Below are 26,340 nucleotides of genomic sequence, written 5' to 3' on the forward strand. Positions count from 1 at the left end.
TCACTCACATCGGTGCCTTTCGGCACACAGGCGCTTGTATCGGGCAGTACAGCGGTGGAGGTCAGCCGACCGCTGACGCCGGGGCAGGGCCCAAGCGGCCGTCTGTCCCGCTCCCGTCCCCTGTTCTCGCAAGAAGGAGGATCGATGGGCCTGTCGCTTCGACGCCGCCTGTTCGCGTTCGGTGCGGTCGCTGCGGCGTTGGCGAGCCTGATGCTGCCAGCCGCCGCCAGTACTGCCCAGGCTGCCCCCGCGGCCGTACCCGGAGGCCCGGTGGTGATCACCAGCGTGGCATACACTAACTACCTCGTCCCCGACGACACCCGAGGCAACGCCGGCACTTACCTGCAGGTGTACTACAGGGCCGACCATCCCTTCCCGCGGACCTTCCAGTTCACCCCGGTCACCACATCCCACGGGGAGACGGTGTACCAGTGGACGATCACCACCACGGGCAATTGCGCGGAGATGCGCGGTGACGCCGGCACATCGGTCCACCTGGCCACCTGCCAGTCCGGCAAGAAGGCCCAGTGGTGGCTGCTGCGGCCCACCACCAACCGTGACGCATACGCTCTGGTGCCCTACCTCGACGAAGACCTCGCCGTCACCGCCACCTACGGCGACGACAACTGGGCTCCGCTGCGTGAGCTGCCCGGCGGAAACGCCACCAGCTCACAGCTGTGGTATCTCACCGCCTCCTGACCGCCACCGCGTCGTCCGCAAAGGCATTGCAGCGGCACGGTCCGGTGACGGCGTGAGGTTGGCGTAGCGACTTCTGGGCGGTAGCCACTTTGGCGCGGCCCCGGACACGACGAAGGGTCAGCCTGGGAGGGAACCCCTCCTGAGCTGGCCCTTTTCTCTGTGCCCCGACAGAATCCGAACCTGCGACACCCGCTTCAAGAAGTTCGGTCCGAACGTGGTCCGACTGCTGTCGTCAACTGGCGCGACTGCCGCCGGGAGTCGCTGGCGTGTGCCCCGTCCGACGTCGTTGATGTCAGCTGTGGATGTCAGATGGCTTCTCATCCGCAGCTCCAGCCGGATCGATCAGCGAAGGCCATACCCGGCCGGTACGGCCGAGAGCTGTTGGCGCAAGCCATCGGTCGTCATGTGTCACTCGGTAGCACCGGGTGCTACCTTGGCCGGTATGAGCGTTCAGCCCGAAATCACCCAGCGGGATCTACGCAGCCGGTCCCGAGAGATCATGGATGCCATACAGAGCGGTCAGTCGTTCACCGTCACCCGCGACGGACATCCGATCGGCCAGCTCGTCCCGCTGCGTCGACGCCGTCGCTTCGTCTCCCGCCAGGAGTTCGCCGCGATGTCCAGGACCGCCCCCGGCATCGACCTTGACAGGTTCCGCGCCGATCAGGACGCCACGGCCGACACCTACCGGGACGATCCCTATGACCGCTGACCGCTCGACGCATCAGCAGGGCCTGCTCGACACCAACATCATGATTCTGCGCCGCTGGGTGGCCCCTGAGGAGCTACCGGACGAAATGGCGATCACTGCCATCACCCTGGCCGAGTTGTCCGCCGGTCCGCACGAGGTCCGTCGCAACGACGAACAGAGCAGCTACGACGAACACGCCGAACGTGCCCGCAGGCTCGACGTCCTGCAACGCGCCGAGAACGAGTTCGACCCCATCCCCTTCGATGCCGAAGCGGCCCGCATCTACGGCCGTATCTGTGCCGCAGTGATCAGCTCCGGCCGCAAGCCACGACGCCGGGTGGCCGACCTGATGATCGCTGCCATCGCCGTGGCTGAGAACCTTCCCCTCTTCACCACCAACCCCGACGACTTCAAAGGGCTGGACGACCTCCTCACCGTCGTGCCTGTCACCCGCCCGAGGGTGCCCCACGAAGGCTGACGGCAGGGCACTGGTGCGGTGGGAGCACACCGGGGCACGGATGTGATCACGCAGCAGGGCCGGTCCGAGGGATCAAGCCCTTCGAACCGGCCCTATGTGTTGTGCCCCCGGCAGGATTCGAACCTGCGACACCCGCTTTAGGAGAGAGGCTGGGTGATCTGCGGGCTGAGCTGCGGACTTGCCGGCTTAGGAAGCGAACGACAACTCAACCGCAGGGCACCGGTGTTGACCGTGGCTGACCCCTGCATCTGGCACGGTTGTGGCACGCGCCTCCTTGGTAGAGGCATGTGCGGTCAGCGTCCTTCGGGTTCGTAGCGTTCCACCCGACGCGCCAACTTTGCGCGATACCTCTCGGGCGAGTGGAAAGCCTGAGAGCGGCGGACCATGTCCTCGGCCCTGAGGATTTCTGCGTAGGCCTGGAGCGCGGGTATCCGGATGAGGACAGCGCGCTGCGCTGCGGCTTCCTCGACGGTCTCCAGCGGGGTGCTGGCGTTACGTTCATGGTTGCAGCCCCAATGGGTGAGGCGCACATTGTCGCGCGTGTTAGCGCCGCCGGCCGCGATAGTGCGGACATGATCGATGCTCGGCGACCGCGGGTCTGGATGCTGATAGGCCTGCTCCACTGGATCTTGGCATAGGCCACAGATCCAGCCGTCCCGATCACCGATCTCTACCGCTGTGTAGCGTTCGACGCTCCCATTGCTCCGCATGCGCTCACGGCGGCGCCGATCCTGGACACGCTTGGCATCGCTACGGCGCGATTCAGGCAGGTCTCGGCTGGTCACACCTTCCTACCTCGCGGGAGAACCGCAGCGCCCGCACGGCCGGTACCCCACCGCCTGCGCGTCGCCCAGCAGCATCCAGCTGGCGTCATTCAGCTGCCGCCCTTCGCCGATGATGAGCCCGCACTGCTCGTCGCCGTGGAACACGTCGCGGCTGGCTGGAGCGCTCGCACGCACCAGCACCGCGGGCTCGCCGAAGCGGTCGACACCTTCATCGGCATAGCACTCCTGCATCCACTGGGCCGCATCTTCCTGGCCGAACCCGTCTGGGTACGGCAGCTCCCTTCCGCGCATCTCTATCCCAACCCCCTTCTTGGCCTAAGCACTGACGTGCATGTTGGTCTAGCAGATGTACAACAGGCCGTCCTCCCAGCCGGCCCTTTCACCGAAACTGAGCACAGCCGCCCAAGACGGACTCTCACAGACTGGCGCCTCAGTTGGGTCCGGACTCTCGTGGCTGGCATCGCCTAATCCGGGATCGATGCAAGCCAGCCTGTGCAACCGGTACCCATGTTGGACATCGGCTGGTCAGCCCCCCCTGGCCAGGGAAGGGCTCGGCCCGGAGAGAGCCGCTCTGCGTCTACTTCCCGGGGGGCGCCTACCACTTCGGCTACCCGTCGGCTTCACGGCCTCGCCCTGAGCAAAGCAACGAGACCTGAGCCGGAGGTGCTCATGTGCTCCGGGGGCACGCGCCCGCCCGACCGGGCATGTATCTGCATGCGTGGAACAGCGTCAGGGCTGCGGCCTACTACGCTAGGGCCCGATCGTGGGGGTCCGACAAAGTGGGGTAGCAGCGAGCCATGGTGCGTCCTTTCTGGGCCAATCTCGATGATGCGTGGAATCGCCTTCTTCATGGCCGCGGGCGCTCAGAGGTACCGGACATCATCAACTGGGCAGACGTAGAGGCGTCATGGGGTGACATCCGTTCCTCTGTAATCAACTCTTTGCGAAGTGGGCAGGTCGGCCCTGACTACGTTGAAATTCTCGACCTCCCCAAAAACGCAGTAGCGGTACGTCCGATTTCCAGGCTTTCAGTGCATGACCGACTTGTCTATGACACCCTGGTCTTCTCCATCGCCGAACTAGTGGAGAAGCAACTTCACGACAGCGTCTACAGTGCGAGGTGGGGAGACGATGGGAAATCGTTCTGGAAGCCGATCAATTCGTGGGTAGCCATGCAGAAGCGAGGTGTCAGGATGATCGGTAAGACGCCGTTTCAATTGGCCCGTACGGATGTGGTCTCCTTCTATGAGCATATCGATGTCGGCACGCTCGCGGTGGATATTCAATCAGCGGGCGCACACCCATGGGTGACGGATAGACTGATTTCCTGGCTTCGCATGTTTCAGTCGTCCAGCCATGCATGGGGGATACCGCAAGGGCCGGATTCTTCAGCTATTCTGGCCAACCTGTACCTGCTGCCGGTGGATGAGTTCGTGCATCGCGCGAAGTTAAACTATCTGCGGTACTCCGACGACATGATGATATTTGACACAGAGCGTGAATCCCTAAGGAGTGCCCTTTTAGAGATAAATTCCATTCTGCGGTCGCGTCGCCTATCCATGTCAATGACAAAGACGAACATCTACGACACCATATCGGCTATCTCGCAACTGGAGAGCTTGGAAAAAGATGCCATAGCCTATGGTCTCAAAATTGGCGAGATAGGCGCAGGGGAGAGACTGTACAAACTATTCCTGGAGGCAATTGAAGAGGAACAGAATGACCGAGACGTCAAGTTCTCCCTTTTCCGCATGGGAAACCATGGCGATGATCGGGCCCTTGCATGGGTGCTGCGCAATCTCAAAGAAAGCCACCACTTGGCAAGCGAGCTCATCCGATACCTGGAGTGCTTCCCGAGCCGACTTCCAGCAATTACTAGATCCTACATTTCAGCTATGCAGCGTGCTGCTGGCCATAAATACGAAAGTCTCGAACAGCGAGTATTACAGGCGGCTACGCGACAAGGTATTCAATCTACGGAAATCCGCGATATGGCATGGTGCGTACTGGGAGACAAGAATAAGTCGAGTCTACCGCGTGAATTTGCTGCCCGCTATCTGGGGAGAGTGAGCACCATCGCAGATGGGCAGCTCCTGCGCCGTGAGTTTGAGAACGAGGCGGATCTAAATGTGAGAAGGGCTCTGCTCGTGGCTATGTATGAAGCAAGGTCTGTCTCCCGTACGCTTTTGGAAGCCCTAGCTGACTCAAATTCACAACTGACATGGGTTAGTCGATATTTGCTCGGAAACCCGTTGGTGCCACTACCTCGTTAGGAGTTACGGTGTTGCGGCTCGTCATCTACTTCTTGCTGGCTCTCGCGTCTGGAGTGGCAAGCTTCTTCATTACCAATTCCACTGTCGTCAACATGACGGCCGGCCTCAGTATGGGCCTCGCAGTCCCTGTGTTTGAGCAAATCGCTCAGAATCGTGAAAATTTGCGGATCCTTTGGTACTCATTCCGGTACCGCAACCAGGCGGTCAGAGTTTCGACCTCCTATCTGTTCAAGATTTATATTGACGGAAAGTACCTCTTGATTCGCGGTTCTCGATGGCGTAACCAGTTTCAGCCCGTTGGTGGGGTTCATAAGGTTTCGCCTCAGGGGAGCGGGGTGTTGTCTTCGATGGACGTTACTGACGACCACCTGATTCCCGTCGACGAAGCTAGCTACCGCGATTTGCGCGTACGAGTTCCAGGGAAGCATCTCTTTCAGTTTTTTCAGTGGTTCGAATCCCGGGTAGGACGCGAAGACTCCCCCTGGCGGGAGTTTCAAGAGGAGCTCCTAGCCTCACAAATCCTGCCGCAAGACAAATTTCCTCACATCATGCACAATTACCTCAGGCGCGACGTGGATCGTATTCGCTGGAGTGATTGGGCGCAGGCATTCGAGATTCTAGTAGCTGATATCTATGAACTCGTCCCCACTCCGGAACAAACACAGGCTCTCAAGGACCTTGCGGCAGCTCAGAACCCTGAGGTCGTATGGGTGACAGCAGAGCAGATCCAGCGTCGCGGAATAGTTCCTGGGCAGCCTCCTTCGATTGAAATTTCGGCCCACAGCAAGCGGATCCTGTGAGCCGCCAGGAATCGGGTGGACTTCCTTTTACTTGATGACGACCACCTGATGGTCTTTTGCCACACACACCCCATTCTGAACGACATAGCATTCGACAAAGTGTTTGCCGCGATACTTCGTTGGTTCGCTGCGTAACCGAGATCCGTTATCCCGCTCGATCTGGCCTCGGATGCAGTTTGCGTCTATGGCCTCCGGTCCGGTGTTCTTCACCTTCCAATAGATCTGGTAAGAACCAGGGACGGTGCATTCTGAGATGCGGAACTCAATGGTTCGGCCAGGCCCAACCGTATTTCCATGTCTGCGTAGATTGAAATTACGGAATCCTGGTCTTGCCATCACATGGGCGGTGATTCTGACCTTGAATCTTGCGTCCAACAGCTCAGGGATTCCATAGTCGCGCTCGAGAAATTGCTCGGTGTCGGCGAAGTTGTGTGCAGCGACTATTGCCACCGAAGATTTCATGAGCGAGGAAACCGAAGACTCGGCGAAAGACTCACCGAAGATTTTACGCCACAATCGGATGCTTTCGTCTCGGTCTTCTTCATCGTACGCCGCACGGGCCCACCCGTAATATAGCTGCACTCTGTTGCGAAAGTTCTGGTACTGGTCTTCACTCCAGCGATGGTTGAAGTTCTGTCCTGGACAGCTCGGATCGTCAATGCTCGGCATAGTCGGATTGACGTGGAGGTAGTCATTTAGATCCGAGAGAATATTTGTGAAAGCAGTTGGCAAGTCACAGTAGCGCTTTGCGTTGCCGAGTAGGAGAATGCTGTTAACCCTGCCACCGAGCAGGATGTTCAGGATAATCGACTTGGCCGAAAAGGTGTTCTTGTAATCCCGCAAGTACTTGAAGAGTCGAATCACTTTCACAAGTCTGCCGCTTGCGATTCTGTTCCTTTCATCGAGCCATTCGTTGAATCCCTCCGGATTGGTTAGCTCGAATACGTCGTCGTCACGATTTGTTACGTAGTGACTGCCGTGTCGCTCAAGATAAGGAACGACATCAATGTGGAATTCATTTGCATAGTCGACCTTGACGCAATGTGCATGGCGGCTCACCATGTGGCGGTACCTTCCGCTCGCGCGAAAAGCTTTGTATAGCTCCTCCACGTAGTCTCTTGCGGACCAGTCCCTATTCTCTTCCAATTCCAGTAGTACATCGGCATCGAACTCGTCGAACTTGCCCACGGGATTGATCATGGTTCTGTGGGCGTAGGAACCTTGCGGGATCATGCCAAGGTAGCGATTAGATATGGCATTGTCACCATTCTTGAAGAAGCTGGAAATGCTGTTCACCCTGGAATCCAGAGATTGTAGGCGAGCCTCGGATAGGTTCACGCACTCTGAAAGAAATGAATTGAAATGCTTGACTAGCTTCACGTTAGGTTTCCTGCTTTTCAAAATCTGAGCCCGAACGTATCGGATGTCTCTATAGCGATAATCTTGTGACGGGGCATCAGTGAAGCATCTGTACGCTGGGTGAGCAACAGGCTGTCCTGTGTCGAAAGTTGGTTCGCTGCTTCCAGGGCTTCTGTGGGTTGACCTAGCGCTTTCATGAGGCGGGCTGCCCGAGGCTTGATCAAATAAGCGGAGAGTGCTCCTGACTTGCAACGATGGGACTCGTCTAGGGTCCATGTCGCCGCAAGGAAAGAAGCACTCTCCAGGTGAAGAAGCGTGTCGGGTCCTACCCGCGTGTCCGCGTCGAGGGTGGCGGCCAGGCGGTGGTCTCGCAGGCCGGGGGTGTGCTGCTGGTCGAGACCGTTCGCAAGGTCGGCCTGGACACCGTGATATCGGCGGCGCTGTCGCCATGGCGGAAGGCCCGAGCGGTGCACGATCCTGGCAAGATCCTGCCGGACGTGGCTTTGGCGGTCGCGCTAGGCGGGGACTGCCTCGCCGATGTCGGCATGCTGCGGGCCGAGCCGGCCGTGTTCGAGCTGGTGGCCTCCGACCCGACGGTCTCCCGCCTCGTCGACACCCTCGCCGACTCCGGCGAGAAGGCCCTGCAGGCCATCCGTTCCGCGGGCCCAAGCACGGCAGAGAATCTGGCAGTTGGCCGGCCGTGCGGCGCCCGACGCGGACGGGACGGTGACTGTCGACCTCGACGGGGTCCTGGTGGTCGCGCACTCCGACAAGGAGGACGCCGCACCCACCTGGAAGCGGACCTACGGCCATCACCCGCTCATGGCCTTCGTTGACCACGGGCCGGGCGGCACCGGGGAGCCGGTCGCGGCCCTGCTCAGGCCCGGGAACGCGGGCTCGAACACCGCGTCCGACCAAATCACCACCGCGCGCCTGGCCCTGGCTCAGCTGCCGAAGGAGTACCGACGGGGCCGGCAGACGCTGGTCCGCACCGACTCCGCGGGCGGCACTCACGACTTCGTCGCCTGGCTCGCCCGGCGGGGACGGTGGCTGTCTTACTCGGTCGGCATGATGATCACCGACGCGACCCACCAGCACGTCCTGGAGGTGCCCGCATCCGCCTGGACGCCGGCCGTCGACGCCGGCCGTCGAGGCCGACGGCGAGATCCGGGACGGGGCCTGGGTTGCCGAGCTCACCGGCGACGTCCTGGACGGCTGGCCCAAGGGCATGCGGCTGATTGTCAGGAAGGAACGACCGCATTCCGGGGCCCAGTTGCGGCTCACGGACGCGGACGGCATGCGGCTGGCCTGCTTCGCGACCAACACCACCAGCAGGCCGATCGCCGACCTCGAGCTCCGTCACCGACTGCGGGCGAGGGCCGAGGACCGCATCCGGGCCGCCCGGGCCACCGGCCTGCGCAACCTGCCCTTGCACCGCGCGGCCCAGAACCGAGTCTGACTCGAGATCGTGCAGATCACTCTCGACCTGCTGGCCTGGATGCCGATGCTCGCGCTGACCGGCACAGCCCGCCTCTGGGAGCCCCGCCGCCTGCGGCTCCGGCTGTTCACCGCGGCCGGGCAGCTCGTCACCACCGGCCGTCGGCGGATCCTCCGCCTGGCCCGGCACTGGCCCTGGAGCCGCCACATCACCACCGCACTCGAACGGCTCGCACTCCTGCCGAACCCCGGCTGACCAGCGGATTCCCCATCCCAACGACAGCACCTTAGCACCCGGAGCAGTGGAACCCGGCGCCACCCCGAGACGACACTCGGGCCCCCGACCTGCCCGCACGAAAACGGTCCACCGACTCCGTCGGCGGACCGTCACGAAACTTCGAGGCTAGTGGCACGCGTGTGGCACGACCCCGGACACGGCGAGGGCCAGCCTGGGAGGGAACCCCTCCTGAGCTGGCCCTTTTCTCTGTGCCGCCGGTAGAATTCGAACCTGCGACACCCGCTTTAGGAGTTCGAGCCAGTGGGCGCTACACAGCCACCAACTGTCAGCTTGCATGCCGCTTATGGCCATGCACCGCCGTGTCTGTGCGCTGCCGTTGATGTCAAGCGGTGATGTCACTGGCCCTGGCCGGATACAAGATCGCGGTGTGCTGCCCACCCGGCTTCTGTGAGTGCCCAGGGGTCACCATGTTCTTGGTACGGCTTGAGAAGTCCTGCCTTCACTAAACGGTTTCGTTGCCAGGCAGTTCGGTTCTCCCACTTGACCTCCCCGTTGGAAGGTTGTGGCAAATGGTCAGTCTCAGTCAGCTGCGAGCCGTACCGCTCGCGCATCCTCCGAAGGACGGCTTGCTTAGAGCCAGCGCCGCCCATCTCGCCAAGCGTCATAAGAAGCCAACGGCCGAGTACCTCATGGGGTGTCAGCTGCATGTCAGCGATCTTAGGTCTCAGCCCCAACCTGCTGCCATGCCCTGAGCTTGGGGAGTTTGGGTGCTCCGGCGATGCTGAGCTACCGGCAGGGCGTGGTCGGCAGGGGCTCGCTGTCAGTGGCATGCTCTACGGTTTCCGCCCATGACGAGACGGTCGTTGTCGGATGCCGAGGCCCGTTGGACACTACAGATGGTTCGTTCAGGCAAGATGACGCAAAAACAGGTAGCAGCGATGCTCGGCGCGACGCTGTCGAGAGTCAATCAGTTAGTCAACGGGCGGACTTACAAGCACCTTCACGGCACTTCCGGAACCAGGACTTCCGACGGTGGCCTACGCTATGGACTCGATGAGACGCCGGAGCGCCGCTTGTGGCGGGAGGCGAAGTTCTGGGCGCGGGTGGACCGATCCGGCGGACCAAACGCTTGTTGGTCGTGGATCGGCGGTAAGCCGAATCACTACGGGCAGACGGCCGCCGGGCAAGGCATGACCGGATCAGCGCTGGCTCATGTGGTGGCGTTCACTCTTGCCAGACGCCTGCCCAAGGCGCCGGGCCGGGCTCTCGTATTGCGGCACCTATGCGATTACAAGCCGTGCTGCAATCCTGCTCACCTCAAGCCCGGTACTCCCGGAAAACCTAGCCGACCGGTGGGAAGCCCACCGGGAAGGCCGCACTGGAGCCCGAGACGTGGCCGAGCCGGTAGCGACCCCGCACGGCGGCTGGAACATTGCCGCGGACGACCTGAATGAACTCGACCATCTTGCTCGCGTCTCCGAGTTCCGTGCTCGCGTGGACAGCTCTGGTGGTCCGGATGCCTGCTGGCCGTGGATTGCTCAGTCCCGACACCTTTTCGGCTATGGCTTCATGCGGTTCGAGGGGCAGAACACCGTACCTGCACATCGCATCGCATACGTGGTTGCACATGGACTGACGCTCGCTGACATCCGGTGCCAGATGATCTTGCATAGGTGCACGGAAGACGCCTACCGGAATAATTGCAATAATCCGGACCATCTAATGGCAGGGACGCAGGCTGAGAACATCGCCGACAAGAAGATCCACGGGACGATGCCGTCAGGAGAGCGGCACCACATGGGCCGGCGCTACTCCGACTCGCTGATAGCCGAACTGCGCGAGCGCTATTGGCGTCCGAGGGGGAAGCGGCCAACCATCACGGCGCTCGCGGCAGAGATCGGGGCACCGATCGGCGTTGTCAGTCGGTGGCTAAAAGGCGCCTCTCGCCCTGAAGCAGGCGGTCCAGCCAGCCCGGGACACCATAATCGGCACGGAGCCAGAGGAGTCTTCTTGCCCTGGGACTTGCCGGGGTCTTTGTGAGCTGGGTTTTCGCCGGTCAGGGGCGGTGGGCTCGTGCGCCTGGTGGTCGTCGTTGGTCGTCATTGGCCACTGTTGAGCGACCTCGGACGGCCCAACGACGGCCCAGCTCTGCCGCAGTCGACTGCGCCCGGCACCCTCGATGCGCCGTCTGAACATCAGCCGACGACAGTCAGCCACGACGGCGGGCGCGCCGACCGAACGCGCACGCGTATGCCTCGCTGGACCACCAGCGGCCTGGGCCACGCTGCTGTGCCATCGACCAGAGCAAGGCACGACGGCCCGCCCGTGACAAGGACACGTGAGTGGGCACGAGGATGGGGCACAGCAGTTCCCGGGCCGCGCTGATCTACCAGCACATGACCAGCGACCGGGACCAGGCCATTGCCGACCGGCTCGGGGCCATGATCCGCGACGGTGGGGGAGGGGCGTCCGGCTAGAGGATGTGGACTCCGTGTGGACTCTAGTGGCACGCGTGTGGCACGACCCCGGACACGACGAAGGGCCAGCCTGGGAGGAAACCCCTCCTGAGCTGGCCCTTCTGGCTGTGCCCCCGGCAGGATTCGAACCTGCGACACCCGCTTTAGGAGAGCGGTGCTCTATCCCCTGAGCTACGAAGGCGAGGGCTTGGAGCAAGCCTTGCAGGAGATCCAGCGAGTGGATCTTCGGCAAGGAGGCCGAGCCCGCTGGTCGGACGCGGTGCGGACCCTGCTGGGCAGCACTGTTGCCCGACGGGAGCCACGCCAACGGCTGACCAGGGAACAGGGTAGCGGATGGGCGTCGGTGGGGGGACTTGGATAGCGTGCGCTGGGCGGAGCGGGCAGGTAGGTGACTCGCTGACCTGCGGATTCTCCAGATCGCTCGCTGGAGAGGACGTGGAAGGCGAGGCGGGCGCGTGCTCGGCTGTTTCGGCCGGAGACACGTGCCCGCGGCACCGAAGGCGGTGCGGATCGTCGCGACGGGGGTGGCGCGAGGTCCGCTTCCCGGTGCCGCCCCCTCGGTGCGAGGGCGGGGCCGGGGCCGGGGCCGCGCTGCGGTGGTCGGGGGCGGTCAGCCCGTCGGGGCGGTCCTGCGGCCGGTGGTGGCTCGGAGGACCACGGCGAGGGCGACCAGGACGATGCCGAGCCGGACGACGCTGGTGACGCCCGTGTGGTCGGCGAAGAGGCCGCCGATGAGGGCGCCCAGGGCGATGCAGGTGTTGTAGGCCATGGTGTTGAGCGACATCGCGGCCTCGAAGGTCTCGGGCGCGGCCGCGAGCGTCATGTTGATCTGGCTGAGCTGGACGACACCGAAGGCGACGCCCCACAGGCTCATGGCGGCGATCACGCCGACGTCGTTCGTGCCGATGGTCAGCAGCATGACGAGTGCGGCGATCAGGAGCAGGCCGCCCGCGACGAAGCTGCCCCGCAGGCTCTTGTTGACGGTCTGGCCCCCGATGAAGTTGCCGATCGCGCCGCCGATACCGAAGACGATGAGAACGACGGTGATGAAGCCGACGGTGGCGGAGGTGCTCTCCTCCAGATAGGGACGGACGAAGGTGTAGGCAGCGAAGTGGCCGAGGACGAAGAACACGACCATGACCAGGACCACGCGCAGTTGCACGTTCTTGACGGGCAGTTCGAAGACCTCGCGTACGGAGACCGCGTTCGCGGACGGCAGCGACGGGATCGTGAAGGCGACGGCCAGGAAGACCAGAGCGCTGAGGCCGGCCCAGATCATGAAGGTGGTGCGCCAGTCGCCGGCGCTTTCGAGCAGGGTGCCGAGGGGGATGCCGACGACGGTGGCGATCGAGATGCCGGACATCACCACGGCGGCGGCCCGGTTGGCGTGCTTCTCCGGGACGATGCGCATGGCCATGCTGACACCGATGGCCCAGAAGACACCGCTGGCGAAGCCCATGATCAGGCGGGTGCCCAGGATCAGCGGGTAGTTCGGGGCGATCGAAGTGACCAGGTTGCCGACGGCCAGGACGGCCAGCAGCGCGGTCAGCAGTCGGCGTCGGTCGACGCGGCGGGTCCACGCCACGATGAACGGCACGCCGAGACCGGCCGCGACACCCTGCGCCGTGACCATGAGGCCGGCCGCGCCCACGGAGACCTCGAGGCTCTCACTGAGCGGGGTGAGCAGGCCGATCGGCATCAGTTCGGTGGTGAGGAAGACGAACAGACTGGCGGTGATGGCAGCCACACCCAGCCATCCCCGGGCCGGGGACACCTGATCCTGTGGTGTGGCGGGCGTGTGTGTCTCTTCTCTGATGGTCATGTCATCTCTCCGGATGCGTCAGGCGCGGTACCCGAATGCCTCATGGCGCCGGGTCCGACGGAGGTCATGGCGTGGGGAGGTGCGCCCGCTGTCATCCGCTGCGTTCCTGTTCCGGAGCGGGTTGGCCGGGGAGGTGCTAGGGGGTGGTGCGGGGGGTGGCCGAGGGGGGTTCCCCGGACTGTTCCCCGGCCTTCTTCCGGGGTGGGCGGATCTGGCCCAGCACGATCGCCAGGAAGATGACGGCCATGCCGACGATCTGCAGGGCGGACAGCGTCTGGTCCTTGATCAGGTAGCCCAGCAGCGCCGCCACGACGGGGCTGCCCAGCGCGAGGAAGGAGACCGCCACGGCCGGCAGGCGTCCGATGCCCCGGAACCAGACGATGTAGCTCAGGACCGCGCCCAGGGTGATGAGGTGGGCGAACCCGAAGACGTTGGCACCGGTGAGACCGTCGGGGAGGTTCTCCAGTGACAGCCAGAACGGCAGCATGATCAGACCGCCCGCGGTGAGCTGCCATCCGGTGAACGTGAGCAGGCCGACGCCTCCGGGCCGGCCCCACCGTTTGGTCAGGGTGATGCCGGAGGCCATGCACAGCGCTCCGCCGACCGCGGCGAGGACTCCTACGGTGTCGAGGGACACCGTGCCCTTGAAGACCAGCAGCGTCACGCCTCCGGCGCCCATGACACAGGCCAGGGCGGGGAGGGCTCCGATCCTCTCGCCGAGGAAGGGGGCGGCGAGGATCACGACGAACATGGGCTGAGCCGACATGATCATGGCGGCGATGCCGCCGGGCAGCCGGTAGGCCGCGGCGAAGAGCAGGAGGTTGAAGGCGCCGATGTTCAGAACGCCCAGCACCGGCGCGCGCCACCACCAGACGCCGGCGGGAAGCCGGCGGCCGAGGGCCAGCAGGAACAGGCCGCCGGGCAGGGCTCGCACGGTGGTCGCCAGGAACGGCCGGTCCGGTGGCAGCAGTTCGGTGGTCACCAGGTAGGTGCTGCCCCAGACCGCCGGCGCCAGGCCGGTCAGGGCCGCCGTGAGTACGTTCCGCCTGCTCTTCATCTCGCCTCGCATCCAGCGGGAATCACCGCGGCCCCCGGCGTTCGTCCGGCCGGCTCAGCGTGATGCTCATGGCGGTCGTCGGTCCTTTCGGAGTCGCGGGCGCGCGCAGGAACGCCCCGGCGGGGTGCGCCCGGGTACGGGAAGCGGGGAGAGGGCAGTGACAGCAGGGCGTGCGGGCATGCCGGAGGAGCCCGATCCGAGGGCCCGCCCGGCGGAACCGGCCCGAGGACGTTCCCGCCGTGTGCGGTCCTCACCAGTGTCGGGCCGGGCGGATCAATGAGTCCAACACATGCTTGTCAGGCGATGCATCACGAATCACGATGGATCCATGGAGCTCCAGCAGATGCGTTACGTGATCGCCGTGGCCGAGACGAACAGTTTCACGAGGGCGGCCCAGCGCTGCCTGGTGGTGCAGTCCGCCCTCAGCCACCAGATCGCGCGGCTGGAGAAGGAACTGGGCGCGAGGCTCTTCGAACGCACCAGTCGCCGGGTCCGGCTGACCGCGGCGGGCGCGGCCTTCCTGCCCGCGGCCCGGCAGTGCCTGGACGCGGCGGAGCGGGCCGCGGCCGAAGTCGCGGCGGCCGTCGGGGAGGTGCGCGGACGCCTCGCGCTGGGACTGATCCCCAGCGTCGCCGCGGTGGACGTTCCCACCGTGCTCAGGGAGTTCCACCGGCGTCATCCGAAGGCCCGGATCAGCCTCAGCGTGGGAGCGAGCGACGAACTCGTCGAGAGGGTCAGGCAGGGTGAGATCGAGGTGGCCTTCCTCGGCATCCCGGTCACGGCCCGCCCCCGGGGCGTCATGGCCCGGGAGCTGGCCCGGGAGCGGCTGGTCGCCGTGGTCTCCCCGGACCATCCGCTCGCCGGCGAGACGTCGGTCGACCTCCGGCGGCTGTCCTCGGAGGTGTTCGTGGACCTCCCGGCGAAGACCGCCGGCCGGGCCCAGTCCGATCTGGCCTTCGCCGCCGCCGGTCTCACCCGCGAGGTCGCCTTCGAGGTGACCAACGCGGACTACCTGACCCGTCTGGTCGGCGCGGGCCTGGGCGTGGCCCTGCTCCCGCCCGCGTACGTCGAGGGCCTCACCGGCATGGCCACGATCGAGGTCACGGACGCACCGGCCCGCGCCGAGTACGTGATCTGGGGCCGGGAGGGCCGCACCCCGGCCGCCGCCGCCTTCCTGAACCTGCTGGGCATCGAGGAGGAGGGAGCGCCGGCGTCCCCGGCTCGTTCCTGACCGGTGCGGCGGTGGCCCGGGGCCGGGGCGCGTTCGGACAGGGCCGGGGCGGGGCGGCGCGCGGTGGCTCTCCGAGAGCGCCGCTTCGGCGAGCGGCGCGCCGGGGGATCAGCTCCGCGACGTACGGGTCACCCGTACCCGGTACTCCTCCGCCCCCGCCGCCGTCACCGCCACCCGTATGCCCGCCCCGCGGTCCTCGAAGCTCTCGCCCGGTGTGAACGGCGCGTCCGAGAGTTCCGCGTGGACGTTCGGGGCGCGGGTGCAGCCGCCGCTGTCCCGGCGGGAGTCGTAGACGGTGATCGGGCCCATGCCGGTGTCCACGTTCGCGTCGACGCGGTAGACGAGGACGCCGGGGCGGCACACCGCCTCGTCGTTTCCGGCGCGGGTGCGCAGTTCGACGGCGTAGCCGGAGTGGGCGTTCAAGGGGATGAAGACGAGTTTCGGGCCGCCCGCCCGGGCCAGGGGGGTGAGGACGTACTCCCGCGTGCCCCGGTTCGCCGCGCAGCCGACCTGGGACGCGTCCAGCCAGCCCAGCTTCCACTTGTGCCAGGCGAGGAGGTCGTTGTTGGCGCCCCAGTCCTCGCTCATGATGTCCCAGTGGCCGACCGCGCCGCCGCCCTCGGCGGTGTACAGGTCGGGCAGGCCGAAGACGTGACCGTTCTCGTGCGGCAGGACGCGGTAGCCGGTGAGGTCGTAGGAGCCGGATCCGTCGTCCTGGCGGGAGTAGACGAAGGACGCGTTGGAGACGGGGACGCCGTCGGCGGTCGGGGCCTCCCCGTTGCCGGCGAAGGTGACGGACAGGACCGTGTCGAGGGCGGCCGGGCCCGCGTTGGGGGTCACCAGCACGTTCAGCAGGTCGTACGACTGGAAGTCCACCTCGGGATCGGCCTCGGCCACGATGTCGCGGACCAGTTCGCGGTAGCCGGGGTCGAAGGGGGCGCCGCGCTCTATGCCGTACGCGCGGAAGGACTTGGGCATGCGCAGCCAGTCGGGGACCGGGATCTCGGGGCGGTAGTCGAGGCGGCCGTAGGAGCTGGTGGTGAACCACTCGCGGGTCCGGGGGAAGAACTCCCGGTAGCGGTCGAGGGCGTCGCCCTCACCGGGGGCGTCGGAGAAGTCGATCATCAGGGTGAGGGCGCGCACCGTGCCGGTGGAGCGGGTGTAGCCGGGGGCCGTGGGGATGCCCTCGGACATCTGGACCTCACGCTTGCTGCTGATCAGGCAGGGGCCGTGTGCGGACGTGCGGGACAGGGAGCCGGGTCCGGCGCCGGCGGTGGAGGCGCCGGGGGAGAGGTGGCCGTGGCCGGCCGAGGTGCTGACGGCGAAGGTGAGGGCGGACACGGAAGCCAGAGCGGCCAGGCGGCGCGGGGATATCCGGCGTCGGCTCGGCTGCGGCTGCATGCGGGGACCTCCGCTCCACACGGCAGCCGCCGGTCTCCGACTGCACCCTCCCGATCACCCTGCGTCGCGGGATGTGGGGGCGCTCGCCGGGAGGGCCGATCGTGGGGCGCCCGGACGCCCGCACGTGAGGTGGGTCACAGGAAAACTTCCCGAGGAGAGGAAATAACCGGGGATCCCTTCCCCGTTTAGACCTGTGTCCGCGCGAAACGGGGATTCCCTCCCCGGATTCGAAGGGGCACGCAGGACCAGAGACAGCCACCCCACCGAGGAGTGCACCGTGCAGACCGCGACCCCCCTCACGCGCAAGGCGCCCCGGCCCCGTGCCGACGCCCTGCGCAACCGGGAGCGGATCGTCACCGCCGCCCGCGAGATGTTCGTCGAGTTCGGGTGCGAGGTGCCGCTCGACGACGTCGCGCGCCGGGCCGGCGTCGGCAATGCCACGGTGTACCGCAACTTCCCCGACCGTGACGCGCTGGTGCGCGAGGTCGTCTGCTCCGTGATGGACCGTACGGTGCGGGCGGCCGAGCAGGCGCTGAGCGAGACCGGGGACGCCTTCGAGGCGCTGGAACGGTTCGCGCACACGGCCGCCGACGAGCGGATCAGCGCGCTGTGCCCGATGATCTCCAGCACCTTCGACCAGCACCACCCCGACCTGGAGGACGCACGCCGGCGAGCCGAGAGCCTCGTCGCCCAGCTGATGGACCGCGCCAAGGCGGCCGGTCAGCTCCGTACCGACGTGGAGTACGGCGACCTGATGGTGGGCGTCGCGCAGCTGAGCCGGCCCCCGGCCGGTGCCGGCTGCGACAACGCCGACCGCTTCGTCCACCGCCATCTGCAGCTGTTCCTGGACGGGATGCGGGCCCCTGCCCGGACCACCCTGCCGGGTTCCGCCGTGACCGTGGAGGATCTGCGCCGCTGAGCGAGCCCTGACACCTCATCCGCGCCGCCCGTCCCGAGCACGGGCTTCGCCTCGAACGGCCGTCCCGGGGACGAGTCGTTCCTTGAAGACACCCGATTTTTCGTTACACATTCTCGATTTCCGTCACAAGTACCGAAGTGGGTACCCCCATGTCTGAAACAGGTTCAACGGCCGTGAAGGCCACGAGCGGCCAGGACGCCAACCGCTGGAGAGCGCTCGTCTTCATCGCCCTCGCCCAGCTGATGGTCGTCCTGGACGCGACCATCGTGAACATCGCGCTGCCCTCCGCCCAGCAGGACCTGGGCATCTCGGACGGCAACCGCCAGTGGGTCGTCACCGCGTACGCCCTGGCCTTCGGCGGTCTGCTGCTGTTCGGCGGCCGGATCGCCGACCTGTGGGGGCGCAAGCGGGCCTTCGTCCTGGGTCTGGGCGGCTTCGCGCTGGCCTCCGCGCTCGGTGGCGCTGCCACCAACGAGGCCATGATGTTCGGCGCGCGAGCCCTGCAGGGCGCGTTCGGCGCGCTGCTCGCGCCCGCCGCGCTGTCCCTGCTCGCGGTGATGTTCACCGACGGCAAGGAGCGTGCCAAGGCGTTCGGCATCTACGGTGCGATAGCCGGTGGCGGTGGTGCCGTGGGCCTGATCCTCGGCGGGTTCCTCACCGAGTACCTGGACTGGCGCTGGACGTTCTTCGTGAACATCCCGTTCGCCGTCGTCGCCGCGGTCGGCGCGTACTTCGTCATCCGTGAGCCGGAGGGCGGCCGCAACCGCTCGCCGCTCGACGTCCCCGGCGTGATCCTGTCCACCGTGGGCCTGGTCGCGCTCGTCTACGGCTTCACCCGGGCGGAGTCCGAGGGCTGGAGCGACTCCGTGACGGTCGGCATGTTCGTCGCGTCCGCCGTGCTGCTCGCCGCCTTCGTGGCCGTGGAGGCCAGGGTCAAGGCGCCGCTGCTGCCGCTGCGTGTGATCACCGAACGCAACCGCGGCGGGGTCTACCTCTCGCTGGGTCTGGCGATCATCGCGATGTTCGGCCTGTTCCTCTTCCTCACCTACTACCTGCAGGTCGTGCAGGGGTACTCGCCGGTCAAGACCGGCTTCGCCTTCCTGCCGATGATCGCGGGCATGATCGTGGGGTCCACGCAGATCGGCACCCGGCTGATGACCAGGGTCGCGCCCCGGCTGCTGATGGCCCCCGGCTTCGTGGTCGCCGCCCTCGGCATGCTGCTGCTGACCCAGCTGGAGATCGACTCCTCGTACACGGCCCTGCTGCTGCCGGCGATGCTGCTGCTCGGTCTGGGCATGGGTACGGCGTTCATGCCGGCCATGTCGCTGGCCACGCTGGGAGTGGAGCCGCGTGACTCCGGTGTCGCCTCCGCGATGGTCAACACCTCGCAGCAGGTGGGCGGCGCGATCGGTACGGCCCTGCTGAACACGATCGCCGCCTCGGCCACCACGTCCTACGTCGCCGACCACATCGGCGGCGCCACCAGCCGGTCCCAGCAGCAGCTGGTCCAGCTCCAGGGGCAGGTGCAGGGCTACACCAGCGCCATCTGGTTCGCCGTCGGGATCCTGGTGGCGGCCGCCGCCATCGCCGCGGTCCTGATCAACGCGGGCCGGCCGGGCGGCACCACGGTCGCCGGGTCCTCCGACGAGACCGTCGGGGACGAGCTGGCCGTGCCGGTGGCCATCCACTGACGGACGGGCCGCCTCTCACCACCCGTGCGGAGGAGGAGGGGACGCCTCCCCCGTACGGCTCCCCGGACCTGCCCCGGCTCCCGCCTCGTCAGCGGAGCCAGGGCAGGTCCGCACCCGCTTCGCTCGGCTGAAGTCCCTCGGCGACGATCCGCATGATCTCGCCGAGGGACTTCTGCTGTTCCGGGGTGAGCCGGTCGAAGACCGCCTGGCGCACGGCGTCCACATGGCCGGGCGCGTGCCGGCGCAGCACGTCCCGGCCTTCGTCCGTCAGGACGGCGAACTGGCCCCGCTTGTCGGAGGGGCAGTCCTCGCGGCGCACCCAGCCGCTCTTCTCCAGCCGGGCCACGGCGTGCGAGAGGCGGGAGCGGGTGATCTTCGCGGACATCGCCAGCTCGGTCATCCGCAGGCGCCTGTCCGGGGCCTCGGCGAGCATGACCAGGAGGCCGTAGTACACGTGCGGCATTCCCGCGTCACGCTGGAGCTGACGGTCGAGATGGTCTTCCAGGAGTGTGGTGGCGTCGATGTACGCGCGCCAGACGCGCTGTTCCTCGTCGGTGAGCCAGCGCGGTTCCCCGTGGTCTGCGGATGTGGGTGCCGTCTTCATGTACTCCACTGTACGGCGAACGTTCTTGAAGGTTAAACAAAAATGCCGTACGGTCGGTGGTGGAAGTTGAGATTTCAAGTAACAGCCCTCCCGGACCGCCCCGGGTGATCCGGGGGAACCCGCCGAAGGGAGTCGCCGTCATGACCGCAGCCACTCAGGAGCGCATGCCCGCGCTCTACCTCAGTCACGGCGCCCCGCCCCTGGCCGACGACCCCGTCTGGCCCGGCGAGCTGGCCGCCTGGTCGGCGGACCTGCCCCGTCCGAAGGCGATCCTCGTCGTCTCCGCCCACTGGGAGGAGGCGCCCCTCGCCCTCGGCGCCACCGAGACGGTCCCCCTCGTCCACGACTTCTGGGGCTTCCCCGAGCACTACTACCGGGTCACCTACGGCGCCCCCGGCGCCCCGGCCCTCGCCGACTCCGTGCGCAAGCTGCTGCGCGCCCCCGGCACGCCCGTGCAGGACGTCCCCGACCGGGGCCTGGACCACGGGGCGTACGTCCCGCTGGTCGAGATGTACCCCGGGGCCGACGTCCCGGTGCTCCAGGTGTCGATGCCGACGCTGGACCCGGTGAGGCTGATGGAGATCGGGCGCAGGCTCGCGCCGCTGCGCGACGAGGGCGTGCTGATCATCGGCTCCGGGTTCTTCACCCACAACCTGGCCGCGCTGCGGCAGGGCGGCGTCCCCGCCTGGTCGGCGGAGTTCGACGCCTGGGGACGGGAGGCGCTGCAGGCGCGGGACGTGGACGCGCTGCTGGACTTCACCCGCAAGTCCCCGGCGGGCCTGCTCGCCCATCCGCGCACCGAGCACTTCGCTCCGCTCTTCGTGACCATGGGCGCCGCGGACGCGGCCGGTGAGCTCGGGGAACAGAAGTCCGTGATCGACGGGTTCTGGATGGGGCTGGCCAAGCGGTCGGTGCAGTTCGGCTGAGCCCGGGAGCGGGCTACAGCTCCTTCTCGTACCAGGCCACGTCCCACCAGCGGTCGAACTTGCGGCCCACCTCCCGGTAGGTGCCGACGTGCCGGAAGCCGAAGCGCTCGTGCAGGCGCGTCGAGGCGTCGTTCGGCTGGGCGATGCCGGCGTAGGCGCGGTGCAGGCCCTCGTCCGACAGGGCCTCGAAGAGGGCCTTGTAGAGCAGGGTGCCGATGCCGCGCCGGCCGGCGTCCGGGGCGACGTAGACCGTCGTCTCCACGGAGGTCGCGTAGGCGGGCTTGGGGCGGAAGGGGCTCGATGTGGCGTACCCCAGGATCCGCCGCGGACCGCCGTCCGTGGCAACCATCAGGCGGTACGGGCCGTCTACAGGGTGGGAGAGCAGCCAGGGGCGGCGCTCCTCAGGAGTGAAGGGCGACGTGTCGAAGGTGATCGCCGTCTCACGTACGTAGTGGTTGTACAGGTCGGTGAGGGACGCCAGGTCGTCCTCCCCGCCCGGCCTGACCTGGACCTCTGCATACTCCGACGGCATCGAGCCTCCCCGCGTGGCCTGACAGGGTACTGCATGATCAGAAAATTGGGGGGTCGGGTTGGGAATTCTGTCCGGATTCCAGTCGTTGTTTCCTACGGATGCGGGCACCCGAGCAGAGTCCGGGAGAGACCTGAAGAACGTGCCGAGCGTCCGCGAGACCACCCGCTGACCTCATCATCGCAAGGGAGCACGCATGGCAACCCGTGCCGTCGCCCGTCGTCAGTCCGCCTCCGGCGAGACGGTCGACTCGGCAAGCAGTGTTCGCGCCCATGGCGGCGAGATCGCCGATCGCGACCTGGTCGGCATGTACCTCGACGAGATCGCGCGCACGCCGTTGCTCGACGCCGCCAAGGAGGTCGAGCTGTCCCAGATCATCGAAGCGGGTGTGTTCGCGCGGCAGATCCTCGACGGCCTCGAGGAGAACAAGGCCGGGGCCACCCCCGAGGAGCTCCAGGCCCTGGTCGACGCGAGCGAGCGGGCCAAGGACGTCTTCATCCGCTCCAACCTCCGTCTGGTCGTCGCGGTGGCCCGCCGGTACCCGCGCAGTGGCCTGCCGCTGCTCGACCTGATCCAGGAGGGCAACGCCGGCCTGGTGCGCGCGGTCGAGAAGTTCGACTACCGCAAGGGCTTCAAGTTCTCGACGTACGCCACCTGGTGGATCCGTCAGGCCATCACGCGGTCGATAGCCGACCAGTCGCGCACCATCCGGCTGCCCGTCCACCTGGTGGAGGAGCTGGGCCGCATACGGCGCGTGCAGCGCGAGTTCAACCGTGAGCACGGCCGGGACCCGGAGCCCACGGAGATCGCCGCGGAGCTCGGTTCCACGCCGGAGCGCGTCACCGACGTGCTGGACTGGGCCCGTGACCCGGTCTCGCTGAACATGTCGGTGGACGACGAGGGCGAGACCCAGTTCGGCGACCTCCTGGAGGACACCTCCGCGGTGTCGCCGGAGCAGTCGGTGCTGACGCTGCTGCGCAGCGAAGAGCTGGACGACCTGATCGGCCGCCTCGACCAGCGCACGGCCTCCATCATCAAGATGCGGTACGGCATCGAGGACGGCCGCGAGCGGACGCTGACCGAGGTCGGCAAGGAGCACGGTCTGACCCGCGAGCGCATCCGCCAGATCGAGAAGCACGCACTGCTGGAGCTGAAGAAGCTGGCGCGGGACACCGGCTTCGACGCGGCCGCGTGACCGCCGGTGCCCACCCCGCCGGGGGTGGCTGGGTGGCGACCGCGTCCGGCGCGGTAGCGTGAACACCCCGGCCGCGTACGCCGGGTGGCGAAAGACCGCGCAAAACATGGCTGTTCCCCGCCGCTTCAACCCGGCGGCACCGGGAACAAAGATTCAGGGCCCAGGAGTTCGGACCTCGGGGACTCGATTCCCCTGGACCCGCGAGAGCCACGTCCCGACGCACAACCCCCCCGGCGCCGGGACTTCCCAAGGCCGGGTTCGGTGCCCCTCCCCCCGGGCGCCGGGCCCGGCTTTCTCATGCCACCGGGACCGGTCAGCGGGTCACCCCGAACCTGAACCCCGGGGTGACCCGCCAGATGGCAGATTGTGCCACATGGGCATAGCCTGCCGGGCGTGAGCAGCACCACCCCTCCTCCTCCGCCGTCCGCGCCGTCCCTGACCGAACGGCGCAAGGCCGAGACCCGCATGGAGATCGCACGTGCGGCGGCAGGTCTCTTCGTCCGGCAGGGCCTGCGGGCCACCCGGGCCGAGGACATCGCCCAGGCGGCCGGTATCGCCCCGCGCACCTTCTACCGGTACTTCGCCAGCAAGGAAGAGGCCGTCGGCCCGCTCTACGCGGCCGGTGCCCAGCGCTGGGTGGAGGCGGTGCGCGCCGCCCCCGCCGGGGTGCCCCTGCCGCGGGTCCTGGAGGACGCCGTGCGCCATACGCTGACGCCCGGCCTCGGGGTGTCGGTGGCCTCCTGGAACCGGGTGCGCACCCTGATCCGGCTGGCGCAGGCGAACCCCGCCCTGCGCCGGGTGTGGGCGGAGGCGTGCCAGACGTCGGAACGGAACCTGACGGAGGCGCTGGCGGAGCGGCTTCCGGCCGGCCGGCTTCCCTGCGACGCCGGCGACGTCGCCGACCGCGGCCGGCTCGGCTTCGCCGCGGCCGTCGCGAGTGCGGCCGTACGCACGGCCATGGAGAGCTGGGCGGCGGACGACGGCCCCGCGGACGGCCCCCGGGGACCGGCCGAACTGGCGCTGGCCAACCTGACGGCGCTACGGGACTTCCCCTGGGGCGAACTGACGTGACGCCCCGTCACGGCCCAGGACGCTCCGCCCGGCTTCCCTCACCGCCGCCCGCCGCCCGGCTCATGCGCGCACCCATGTCCCGTACCGCCTCGATCAGTTCCGCCGGCTCGTGCACGGTGAACTCGTGGCCCAGCATCGCCAGGCGCACCGCCATCCAGTCCTTGGCGTCGCTCACCGTCGCCCGCAGCCGGCAGGTGCCCGCGTCCAGCGGCTCGGGCGCGCCCAGCCAGCCCGGGATGCGGGCCGCGACCGTCTCGGCCGGTGCGGCGAAGGTGACGACGAGCTCGTAGGACTCCCGCGCCCGGTACATGGACCGGCGCAGGTACTCCGCCGCGCTGCCCGTCGGCAGTTCCCTCGGGGTGAACCGCGCCCCGGTCGCGAAGGGTTCGCTCACCCGGTCGACGCGGAACGTACGCCAGTCCGCGCGGTCGAGGTCGTACGCCACGAGGTACCAGCGCCGCCCGGTCGACACCAGCCGGTACGGCTCGGTCACGCGCCGGGACGCGGTGCCGTCGGCCGCCCGGTAGGCGAACCGCAGCCGCTCGTGCCCGGCCACCGTGGAGGCTATGACGGTGAGCGTCTCCGGGGCGATGGTGGCTCCGTCGCCGCTGGTCAGCGGGGTGGTGGCGGCCTGGAGCGTGCTGACGCGGTGGCGCAGCCTGCCGGGCAGCACCTGCTCCAGCTTGGCCAGCGCCCGCACGGACGCCTCGTCGACGCCCTCCAGCGCGTGCCCGGCGCCGGCCCGCAGCCCGACCGCGATGGCCACCGCCTCCTCGTCGTCGAGCACGAGGGGAGGCATCGCCTTGCCCGCGACGAGCCGGTAGCCGCCGTCCGCGCCGAGGGTCGCCTGCACGGGATAGCCGAGTTCGCGCAGCCGGTCGATGTCCCGCCGGATCGTGCGCCGGGAGACCCCGAGCCGCTCGGCCAGCTCGCCACCGGGCCACTCGCGGGGTGTCTGGAGGAGGGAGAGGAGGGTCAGGAGCCGGGCCGGTGTGTCCGTCGTCATGGGATCGAGGATGCCTCAGAAGTAGGACCTGATCTGACCTACTTGGGGCATAGCTTCCGCGACATGACCTTCACCGACACCCCGCACGCACCACAGCCCGTCGCGGGCGACCGTCGCCGCTGGTTCGCGCTGGCGATCGTGATGACCGCGGCCTTCATGGACCTCGTCGACGTCACGATCGTCAACATCGCGATCCCGTCGATCCAGCGCGACGAGGGCGCCACCTTCAGCCAGATCCAGTGGATCACCGCGGGTTACGCGCTGGCCTTCGCCGCCGGGCTCGTCACCGGCGGCCGGCTCGGCGACATCCACGGCCGCAAGCGGATCTTCCTCGTCGGCATCGGCGGCTTCACCCTCGCCTCCGCGCTGTGCGGGCTCGCCGTCACCCCGGAGATGCTGGTCGCCTCCCGGATCCTGCAGGGCGCCATGGCGGCACTGATGGTGCCGCAGGTGCTGTCGATCGTGCACGCGACCTTCCCGGCCCACGAGCGCGGCAAGGTGTTCGGGCTGTTCGGCGCGATCGTCGGCCTGGGCGCGGTGTCCGGTCCGCTGCTCGGCGCGCTGCTGACCGAGTGGAACCTGTTCGGTCTCGGGTGGCGGCCGATCTTCCTGATCAACCTCCCCGTCGGCATAGCGGGCCTGGTCCTCGGCAGCCGTTTCATCACGGAGTCGAAGGCGCCGCGCGCCCTGAAGCTGGACCTGCCGGGCGTCGCTCTGGTGACGCTGGCGCTGCTGATGCTGCTCTACCCGCTCACCCGCGGCCGTGAGCTGGGCTGGCCGCTGTGGGGGCACCTGTCGATGGCGGGCGCGCTGGTGGTCTTCGGCGCGCTGGTGGCGTACGAGCGGGTCAAGAGCGCGCGGGACGGTTCCCCGCTGATCGAACTGTCGCTGTTCCGGGTGAAGAGCTTCGCGGCGGGCATCGCGGTGCAGACGGTGTTCGGTATCGGTCTCGGCGTGTTCTTCCTGGTCTGGACGCTGTACATGCAGGTCGGCCTCGGCTGGAGCGCGCTGCGGGCCGGGCTGACCGGCATACCGTTCTCCGTCGCCGTCTCCGTGGCGGCCGGGATGTCGGTGCAGCTGCTGGTTCCGCGCTACGGGCGCAAGGTGCTCCAGGCCGGTGCCCTGGTGATGGCGGCCGGTGTGCTGATCTACCTGTGGGAGGCCGGGCGGTACGGCCAGTCCATCGCCTCCTGGCAGATGGCGCTCCCGCTGGTGGTCATGGGCGCCGGCATGGGGCTGATCGTGGCTCCGCTGACGGACGCGGTGCTGTCGGAGGTGCCGCGTGAGCACGCCGGGTCGGCGTCGGGGCTGATCAACACCGTGCAGCAGATGGGCAACGCGCTGGGTCTCGGCCTGGTGTCGGTGGTGTTCTTCGGCGTGATCGACGAGCGGCTCGCCCCGGCCGAGGTGGGGCCGGCCTTCACGGACGGTTTCCAGCACGCGCTGGGCTGGGTGGCCGCGGTGATGGGTGTGATCTTCCTGCTGATGTTCGCCCTGCCCAAGCGCCCCGCCCAGCACGTGGAGGGCGCCGAGGACGCCCCGGCGGCGGTGGCGAAGCAGCCGGAGCTCGTGTCCTGAGCGGACGCCTCCGGCGGACCGGACGAGGAACGGGGGAGGGCCCGGCACCCAGGGGGTGCCGGGCCCTCCCCCG

The 26,340-nt window shown here is 67.2% G+C and carries 24 protein-coding genes, 2 tRNA genes and 1 pseudogene; 15 read left to right on the forward strand and 12 right to left on the reverse strand.

From position 1 onward, the window contains the following. Positions 1–144: 144 nt before the first annotated feature. The 3 genes from F1615_RS11100 to F1615_RS11110 all read left to right on the forward strand — a co-directional run bounded on the left by F1615_RS11100 (position 145) and on the right by F1615_RS11110 (position 1,868). Positions 145–699 (forward strand): RICIN domain-containing protein, encoded by a 555-nt coding sequence (locus tag F1615_RS11100; protein ID WP_208818289.1) that lies wholly within the window; start codon positions 145–147, stop codon positions 697–699. 442 nt (positions 700–1,141) lie between these two features. Next, entirely contained in the window at positions 1,142–1,411 is a 270-nt protein-coding gene (locus F1615_RS11105) for a type II toxin-antitoxin system Phd/YefM family antitoxin (protein ID WP_149548744.1), read from the forward strand. Further along, on the forward strand, positions 1,401–1,868 hold the full coding sequence (locus F1615_RS11110; RefSeq protein WP_149548745.1) for a type II toxin-antitoxin system VapC family toxin: 468 nt from the start codon (positions 1,401–1,403) through the stop codon (positions 1,866–1,868). The genes F1615_RS11105 and F1615_RS11110 overlap by 11 nt, the downstream gene beginning before the upstream one ends. 105 nt (positions 1,869–1,973) lie before the next feature. On the opposite strand, the gene F1615_RS11115 is transcribed toward F1615_RS11110, so the two are convergent. From F1615_RS11115 to F1615_RS11125, 3 genes are all read right to left on the reverse strand, one after another. Then, a tRNA-Arg gene (locus F1615_RS11115) sits at positions 1,974–2,040 on the reverse strand. Positions 2,041–2,161: 121 nt separating this feature from the next. Beyond that, positions 2,162–2,653 (reverse strand): HNH endonuclease, encoded by a 492-nt coding sequence (locus tag F1615_RS11120; RefSeq protein WP_244328694.1) that lies wholly within the window; start codon positions 2,651–2,653, stop codon positions 2,162–2,164. A gap of 6 nt (positions 2,654–2,659) precedes the next feature. Then, positions 2,660–2,944 carry a hypothetical protein gene (locus tag F1615_RS11125; RefSeq protein ID WP_149548746.1) on the reverse strand — a complete coding sequence of 95 codons (285 nt, stop codon included), beginning with the start codon at positions 2,942–2,944 and terminating at the stop codon, positions 2,660–2,662. 506 nt (positions 2,945–3,450) lie between these two features. On the opposite strand from F1615_RS11125, the gene F1615_RS11130 reads away from it, so the two are divergent. Beyond that, complete coding sequence (locus F1615_RS11130) at positions 3,451–4,926, forward strand: RNA-directed DNA polymerase (protein ID WP_149548747.1); 1,476 nt, start codon at positions 3,451–3,453, stop codon at positions 4,924–4,926. An 8-nt stretch (positions 4,927–4,934) separates the two neighbouring features. Continuing rightward, on the forward strand, positions 4,935–5,726 hold the full coding sequence (locus tag F1615_RS11135) for a hypothetical protein (protein WP_244328695.1): 792 nt from the start codon (positions 4,935–4,937) through the stop codon (positions 5,724–5,726). Between the two features lie 27 nt (positions 5,727–5,753). Here the strand turns inward: F1615_RS11135 and F1615_RS11140 are convergent, their stop codons facing one another. Continuing rightward, the gene (locus F1615_RS11140) at positions 5,754–7,361 is read right to left on the reverse strand and encodes an SMODS domain-containing nucleotidyltransferase (protein WP_244328696.1); all 1,608 of its coding nucleotides are present in this window, start codon (positions 7,359–7,361) and stop codon (positions 5,754–5,756) included. A 29-nt stretch (positions 7,362–7,390) separates the two neighbouring features. On the opposite strand from F1615_RS11140, the pseudogene F1615_RS11145 reads away from it, so the two are divergent. Next, a pseudogene (locus F1615_RS11145) lies at positions 7,391–8,778 on the forward strand (IS1380 family transposase). Positions 8,779–9,155: 377 nt separating this feature from the next. On the opposite strand, the gene F1615_RS37075 reads toward F1615_RS11145, so the two are convergent. Further along, entirely contained in the window at positions 9,156–9,590 is a 435-nt protein-coding gene (locus F1615_RS37075; RefSeq protein WP_149548749.1) for a winged helix-turn-helix domain-containing protein, read from the reverse strand. A 562-nt stretch (positions 9,591–10,152) separates the two neighbouring features. Here F1615_RS37075 and F1615_RS11155 point away from each other — a divergent pair. Both F1615_RS11155 and F1615_RS11160 read left to right on the forward strand, forming a co-directional pair. Further along, positions 10,153–10,800 (forward strand): hypothetical protein, encoded by a 648-nt coding sequence (locus tag F1615_RS11155; RefSeq protein ID WP_149548750.1) that lies wholly within the window; start codon positions 10,153–10,155, stop codon positions 10,798–10,800. A 302-nt stretch (positions 10,801–11,102) separates the two neighbouring features. Next, a complete protein-coding gene (locus F1615_RS11160; RefSeq protein ID WP_244328697.1) occupies positions 11,103–11,237 on the forward strand; it encodes an integrase in 135 nt (44 codons plus the stop codon). A gap of 108 nt (positions 11,238–11,345) precedes the next feature. Here the strand turns inward: F1615_RS11160 and F1615_RS11165 are convergent. The 3 genes from F1615_RS11165 to F1615_RS11175 all read right to left on the reverse strand — a co-directional run bounded on the left by F1615_RS11165 (position 11,346) and on the right by F1615_RS11175 (position 14,116). After that, positions 11,346–11,418, reverse strand: a tRNA-Arg gene (locus F1615_RS11165). Positions 11,419–11,847: 429 nt separating this feature from the next. Next, positions 11,848–12,984: an MFS transporter gene (locus F1615_RS11170; RefSeq protein ID WP_244328698.1), complete on the reverse strand. Its 1,137-nt coding sequence runs from the start codon at positions 12,982–12,984 to the stop codon at positions 11,848–11,850. Between the two features lie 211 nt (positions 12,985–13,195). Then, positions 13,196–14,116, reverse strand: a complete 921-nt coding sequence (locus tag F1615_RS11175) for an EamA family transporter (protein ID WP_149548752.1) — start codon at positions 14,114–14,116, stop codon at positions 13,196–13,198. Between the two features lie 328 nt (positions 14,117–14,444). Here F1615_RS11175 and F1615_RS11180 point away from each other — a divergent pair, with 328 nt between their 5' ends. Further along, positions 14,445–15,347: a LysR family transcriptional regulator gene (locus F1615_RS11180; protein ID WP_149548753.1), complete on the forward strand. Its 903-nt coding sequence runs from the start codon at positions 14,445–14,447 to the stop codon at positions 15,345–15,347. 108 nt (positions 15,348–15,455) lie between these two features. On the opposite strand, the gene F1615_RS11185 is transcribed toward F1615_RS11180, so the two are convergent. Further along, a complete protein-coding gene (locus tag F1615_RS11185; RefSeq protein ID WP_149548754.1) occupies positions 15,456–16,748 on the reverse strand; it encodes a M6 family metalloprotease domain-containing protein in 1,293 nt (430 codons plus the stop codon). A gap of 277 nt (positions 16,749–17,025) precedes the next feature. On the opposite strand from F1615_RS11185, the gene F1615_RS11190 reads away from it, so the two are divergent. Then, positions 17,026–17,667, forward strand: a complete 642-nt coding sequence (locus F1615_RS11190; protein WP_149548755.1) for a TetR/AcrR family transcriptional regulator — start codon at positions 17,026–17,028, stop codon at positions 17,665–17,667. 149 nt (positions 17,668–17,816) lie between these two features. Beyond that, positions 17,817–19,358: an MFS transporter gene (locus F1615_RS11195; RefSeq protein WP_149548756.1), complete on the forward strand. Its 1,542-nt coding sequence runs from the start codon at positions 17,817–17,819 to the stop codon at positions 19,356–19,358. A gap of 88 nt (positions 19,359–19,446) precedes the next feature. Here F1615_RS11195 and F1615_RS11200 read toward each other — a convergent pair whose 3' ends face one another. Continuing rightward, entirely contained in the window at positions 19,447–19,962 is a 516-nt protein-coding gene (locus tag F1615_RS11200; RefSeq protein ID WP_149548757.1) for a MarR family winged helix-turn-helix transcriptional regulator, read from the reverse strand. Positions 19,963–20,126: 164 nt separating this feature from the next. On the opposite strand from F1615_RS11200, the gene F1615_RS11205 reads away from it, so the two are divergent. Continuing rightward, positions 20,127–20,888: a dioxygenase family protein gene (locus F1615_RS11205; RefSeq protein WP_149548954.1), complete on the forward strand. Its 762-nt coding sequence runs from the start codon at positions 20,127–20,129 to the stop codon at positions 20,886–20,888. Positions 20,889–20,901: 13 nt separating this feature from the next. On the opposite strand, the gene F1615_RS11210 is transcribed toward F1615_RS11205, so the two are convergent. Beyond that, the gene (locus F1615_RS11210; protein ID WP_149548758.1) at positions 20,902–21,420 is read right to left on the reverse strand and encodes a GNAT family N-acetyltransferase; all 519 of its coding nucleotides are present in this window, start codon (positions 21,418–21,420) and stop codon (positions 20,902–20,904) included. Between the two features lie 193 nt (positions 21,421–21,613). Here F1615_RS11210 and F1615_RS11215 point away from each other — a divergent pair, with 193 nt between their 5' ends. Both F1615_RS11215 and F1615_RS11220 read left to right on the forward strand, forming a co-directional pair. Next, complete coding sequence (locus F1615_RS11215; RefSeq protein ID WP_149548759.1) at positions 21,614–22,612, forward strand: sigma-70 family RNA polymerase sigma factor; 999 nt, start codon at positions 21,614–21,616, stop codon at positions 22,610–22,612. A gap of 393 nt (positions 22,613–23,005) precedes the next feature. Continuing rightward, complete coding sequence (locus F1615_RS11220) at positions 23,006–23,683, forward strand: TetR/AcrR family transcriptional regulator (protein WP_244328699.1); 678 nt, start codon at positions 23,006–23,008, stop codon at positions 23,681–23,683. Between the two features lie 7 nt (positions 23,684–23,690). Here F1615_RS11220 and F1615_RS11225 read toward each other — a convergent pair whose 3' ends face one another. Next, entirely contained in the window at positions 23,691–24,689 is a 999-nt protein-coding gene (locus F1615_RS11225) for a helix-turn-helix transcriptional regulator (protein ID WP_149548760.1), read from the reverse strand. Positions 24,690–24,752: 63 nt separating this feature from the next. On the opposite strand from F1615_RS11225, the gene F1615_RS11230 reads away from it, so the two are divergent. Beyond that, a complete protein-coding gene (locus tag F1615_RS11230; protein WP_149548761.1) occupies positions 24,753–26,267 on the forward strand; it encodes an MFS transporter in 1,515 nt (504 codons plus the stop codon). Positions 26,268–26,340: the final 73 nt, after the last annotated feature.

Origin of the sequence: Streptomyces marokkonensis, from assembly GCF_008312835.1 — a bacterium.
GTDB lineage: Bacteria > Actinomycetota > Actinomycetes > Streptomycetales > Streptomycetaceae > Streptomyces > Streptomyces marokkonensis_A.

Bases quoted from the DNA above. Each gene is read 5' to 3' on its own strand.
- F1615_RS11100 (WP_208818289.1), top strand. From the start codon at position 145: ATGGGCCTGTCGCTTCGACGCCGCCTGTTCGCGTTCGGTGCGGTCGCT.
- F1615_RS11105 (WP_149548744.1), top strand. From the start codon at position 1,142: ATGAGCGTTCAGCCCGAAATCACCCAGCGGGATCTACGCAGCCGGTCC.
- F1615_RS11110 (WP_149548745.1), top strand. From the start codon at position 1,401: ATGACCGCTGACCGCTCGACGCATCAGCAGGGCCTGCTCGACACCAAC.
- F1615_RS11125 (WP_149548746.1), bottom strand. From the start codon at position 2,944: ATGCGCGGAAGGGAGCTGCCGTACCCAGACGGGTTCGGCCAGGAAGAT.
- F1615_RS11130 (WP_149548747.1), top strand. From the start codon at position 3,451: ATGGTGCGTCCTTTCTGGGCCAATCTCGATGATGCGTGGAATCGCCTT.
- F1615_RS11140 (WP_244328696.1), bottom strand. From the start codon at position 7,361: ATGGACCCTAGACGAGTCCCATCGTTGCAAGTCAGGAGCACTCTCCGC.
- F1615_RS37075 (WP_149548749.1), bottom strand. From the start codon at position 9,590: ATGCCACTGACAGCGAGCCCCTGCCGACCACGCCCTGCCGGTAGCTCA.
- F1615_RS11175 (WP_149548752.1), bottom strand. From the start codon at position 14,116: ATGAAGAGCAGGCGGAACGTACTCACGGCGGCCCTGACCGGCCTGGCG.
- F1615_RS11180 (WP_149548753.1), top strand. From the start codon at position 14,445: ATGGAGCTCCAGCAGATGCGTTACGTGATCGCCGTGGCCGAGACGAAC.
- F1615_RS11185 (WP_149548754.1), bottom strand. From the start codon at position 16,748: ATGCAGCCGCAGCCGAGCCGACGCCGGATATCCCCGCGCCGCCTGGCC.
- F1615_RS11195 (WP_149548756.1), top strand. From the start codon at position 17,817: ATGTCTGAAACAGGTTCAACGGCCGTGAAGGCCACGAGCGGCCAGGAC.
- F1615_RS11200 (WP_149548757.1), bottom strand. From the start codon at position 19,962: ATGAAGACGGCACCCACATCCGCAGACCACGGGGAACCGCGCTGGCTC.
- F1615_RS11205 (WP_149548954.1), top strand. From the start codon at position 20,127: ATGCCCGCGCTCTACCTCAGTCACGGCGCCCCGCCCCTGGCCGACGAC.
- F1615_RS11210 (WP_149548758.1), bottom strand. From the start codon at position 21,420: ATGCCGTCGGAGTATGCAGAGGTCCAGGTCAGGCCGGGCGGGGAGGAC.
- F1615_RS11215 (WP_149548759.1), top strand. From the start codon at position 21,614: ATGGCAACCCGTGCCGTCGCCCGTCGTCAGTCCGCCTCCGGCGAGACG.
- F1615_RS11225 (WP_149548760.1), bottom strand. From the start codon at position 24,689: ATGACGACGGACACACCGGCCCGGCTCCTGACCCTCCTCTCCCTCCTC.
- F1615_RS11230 (WP_149548761.1), top strand. From the start codon at position 24,753: ATGACCTTCACCGACACCCCGCACGCACCACAGCCCGTCGCGGGCGAC.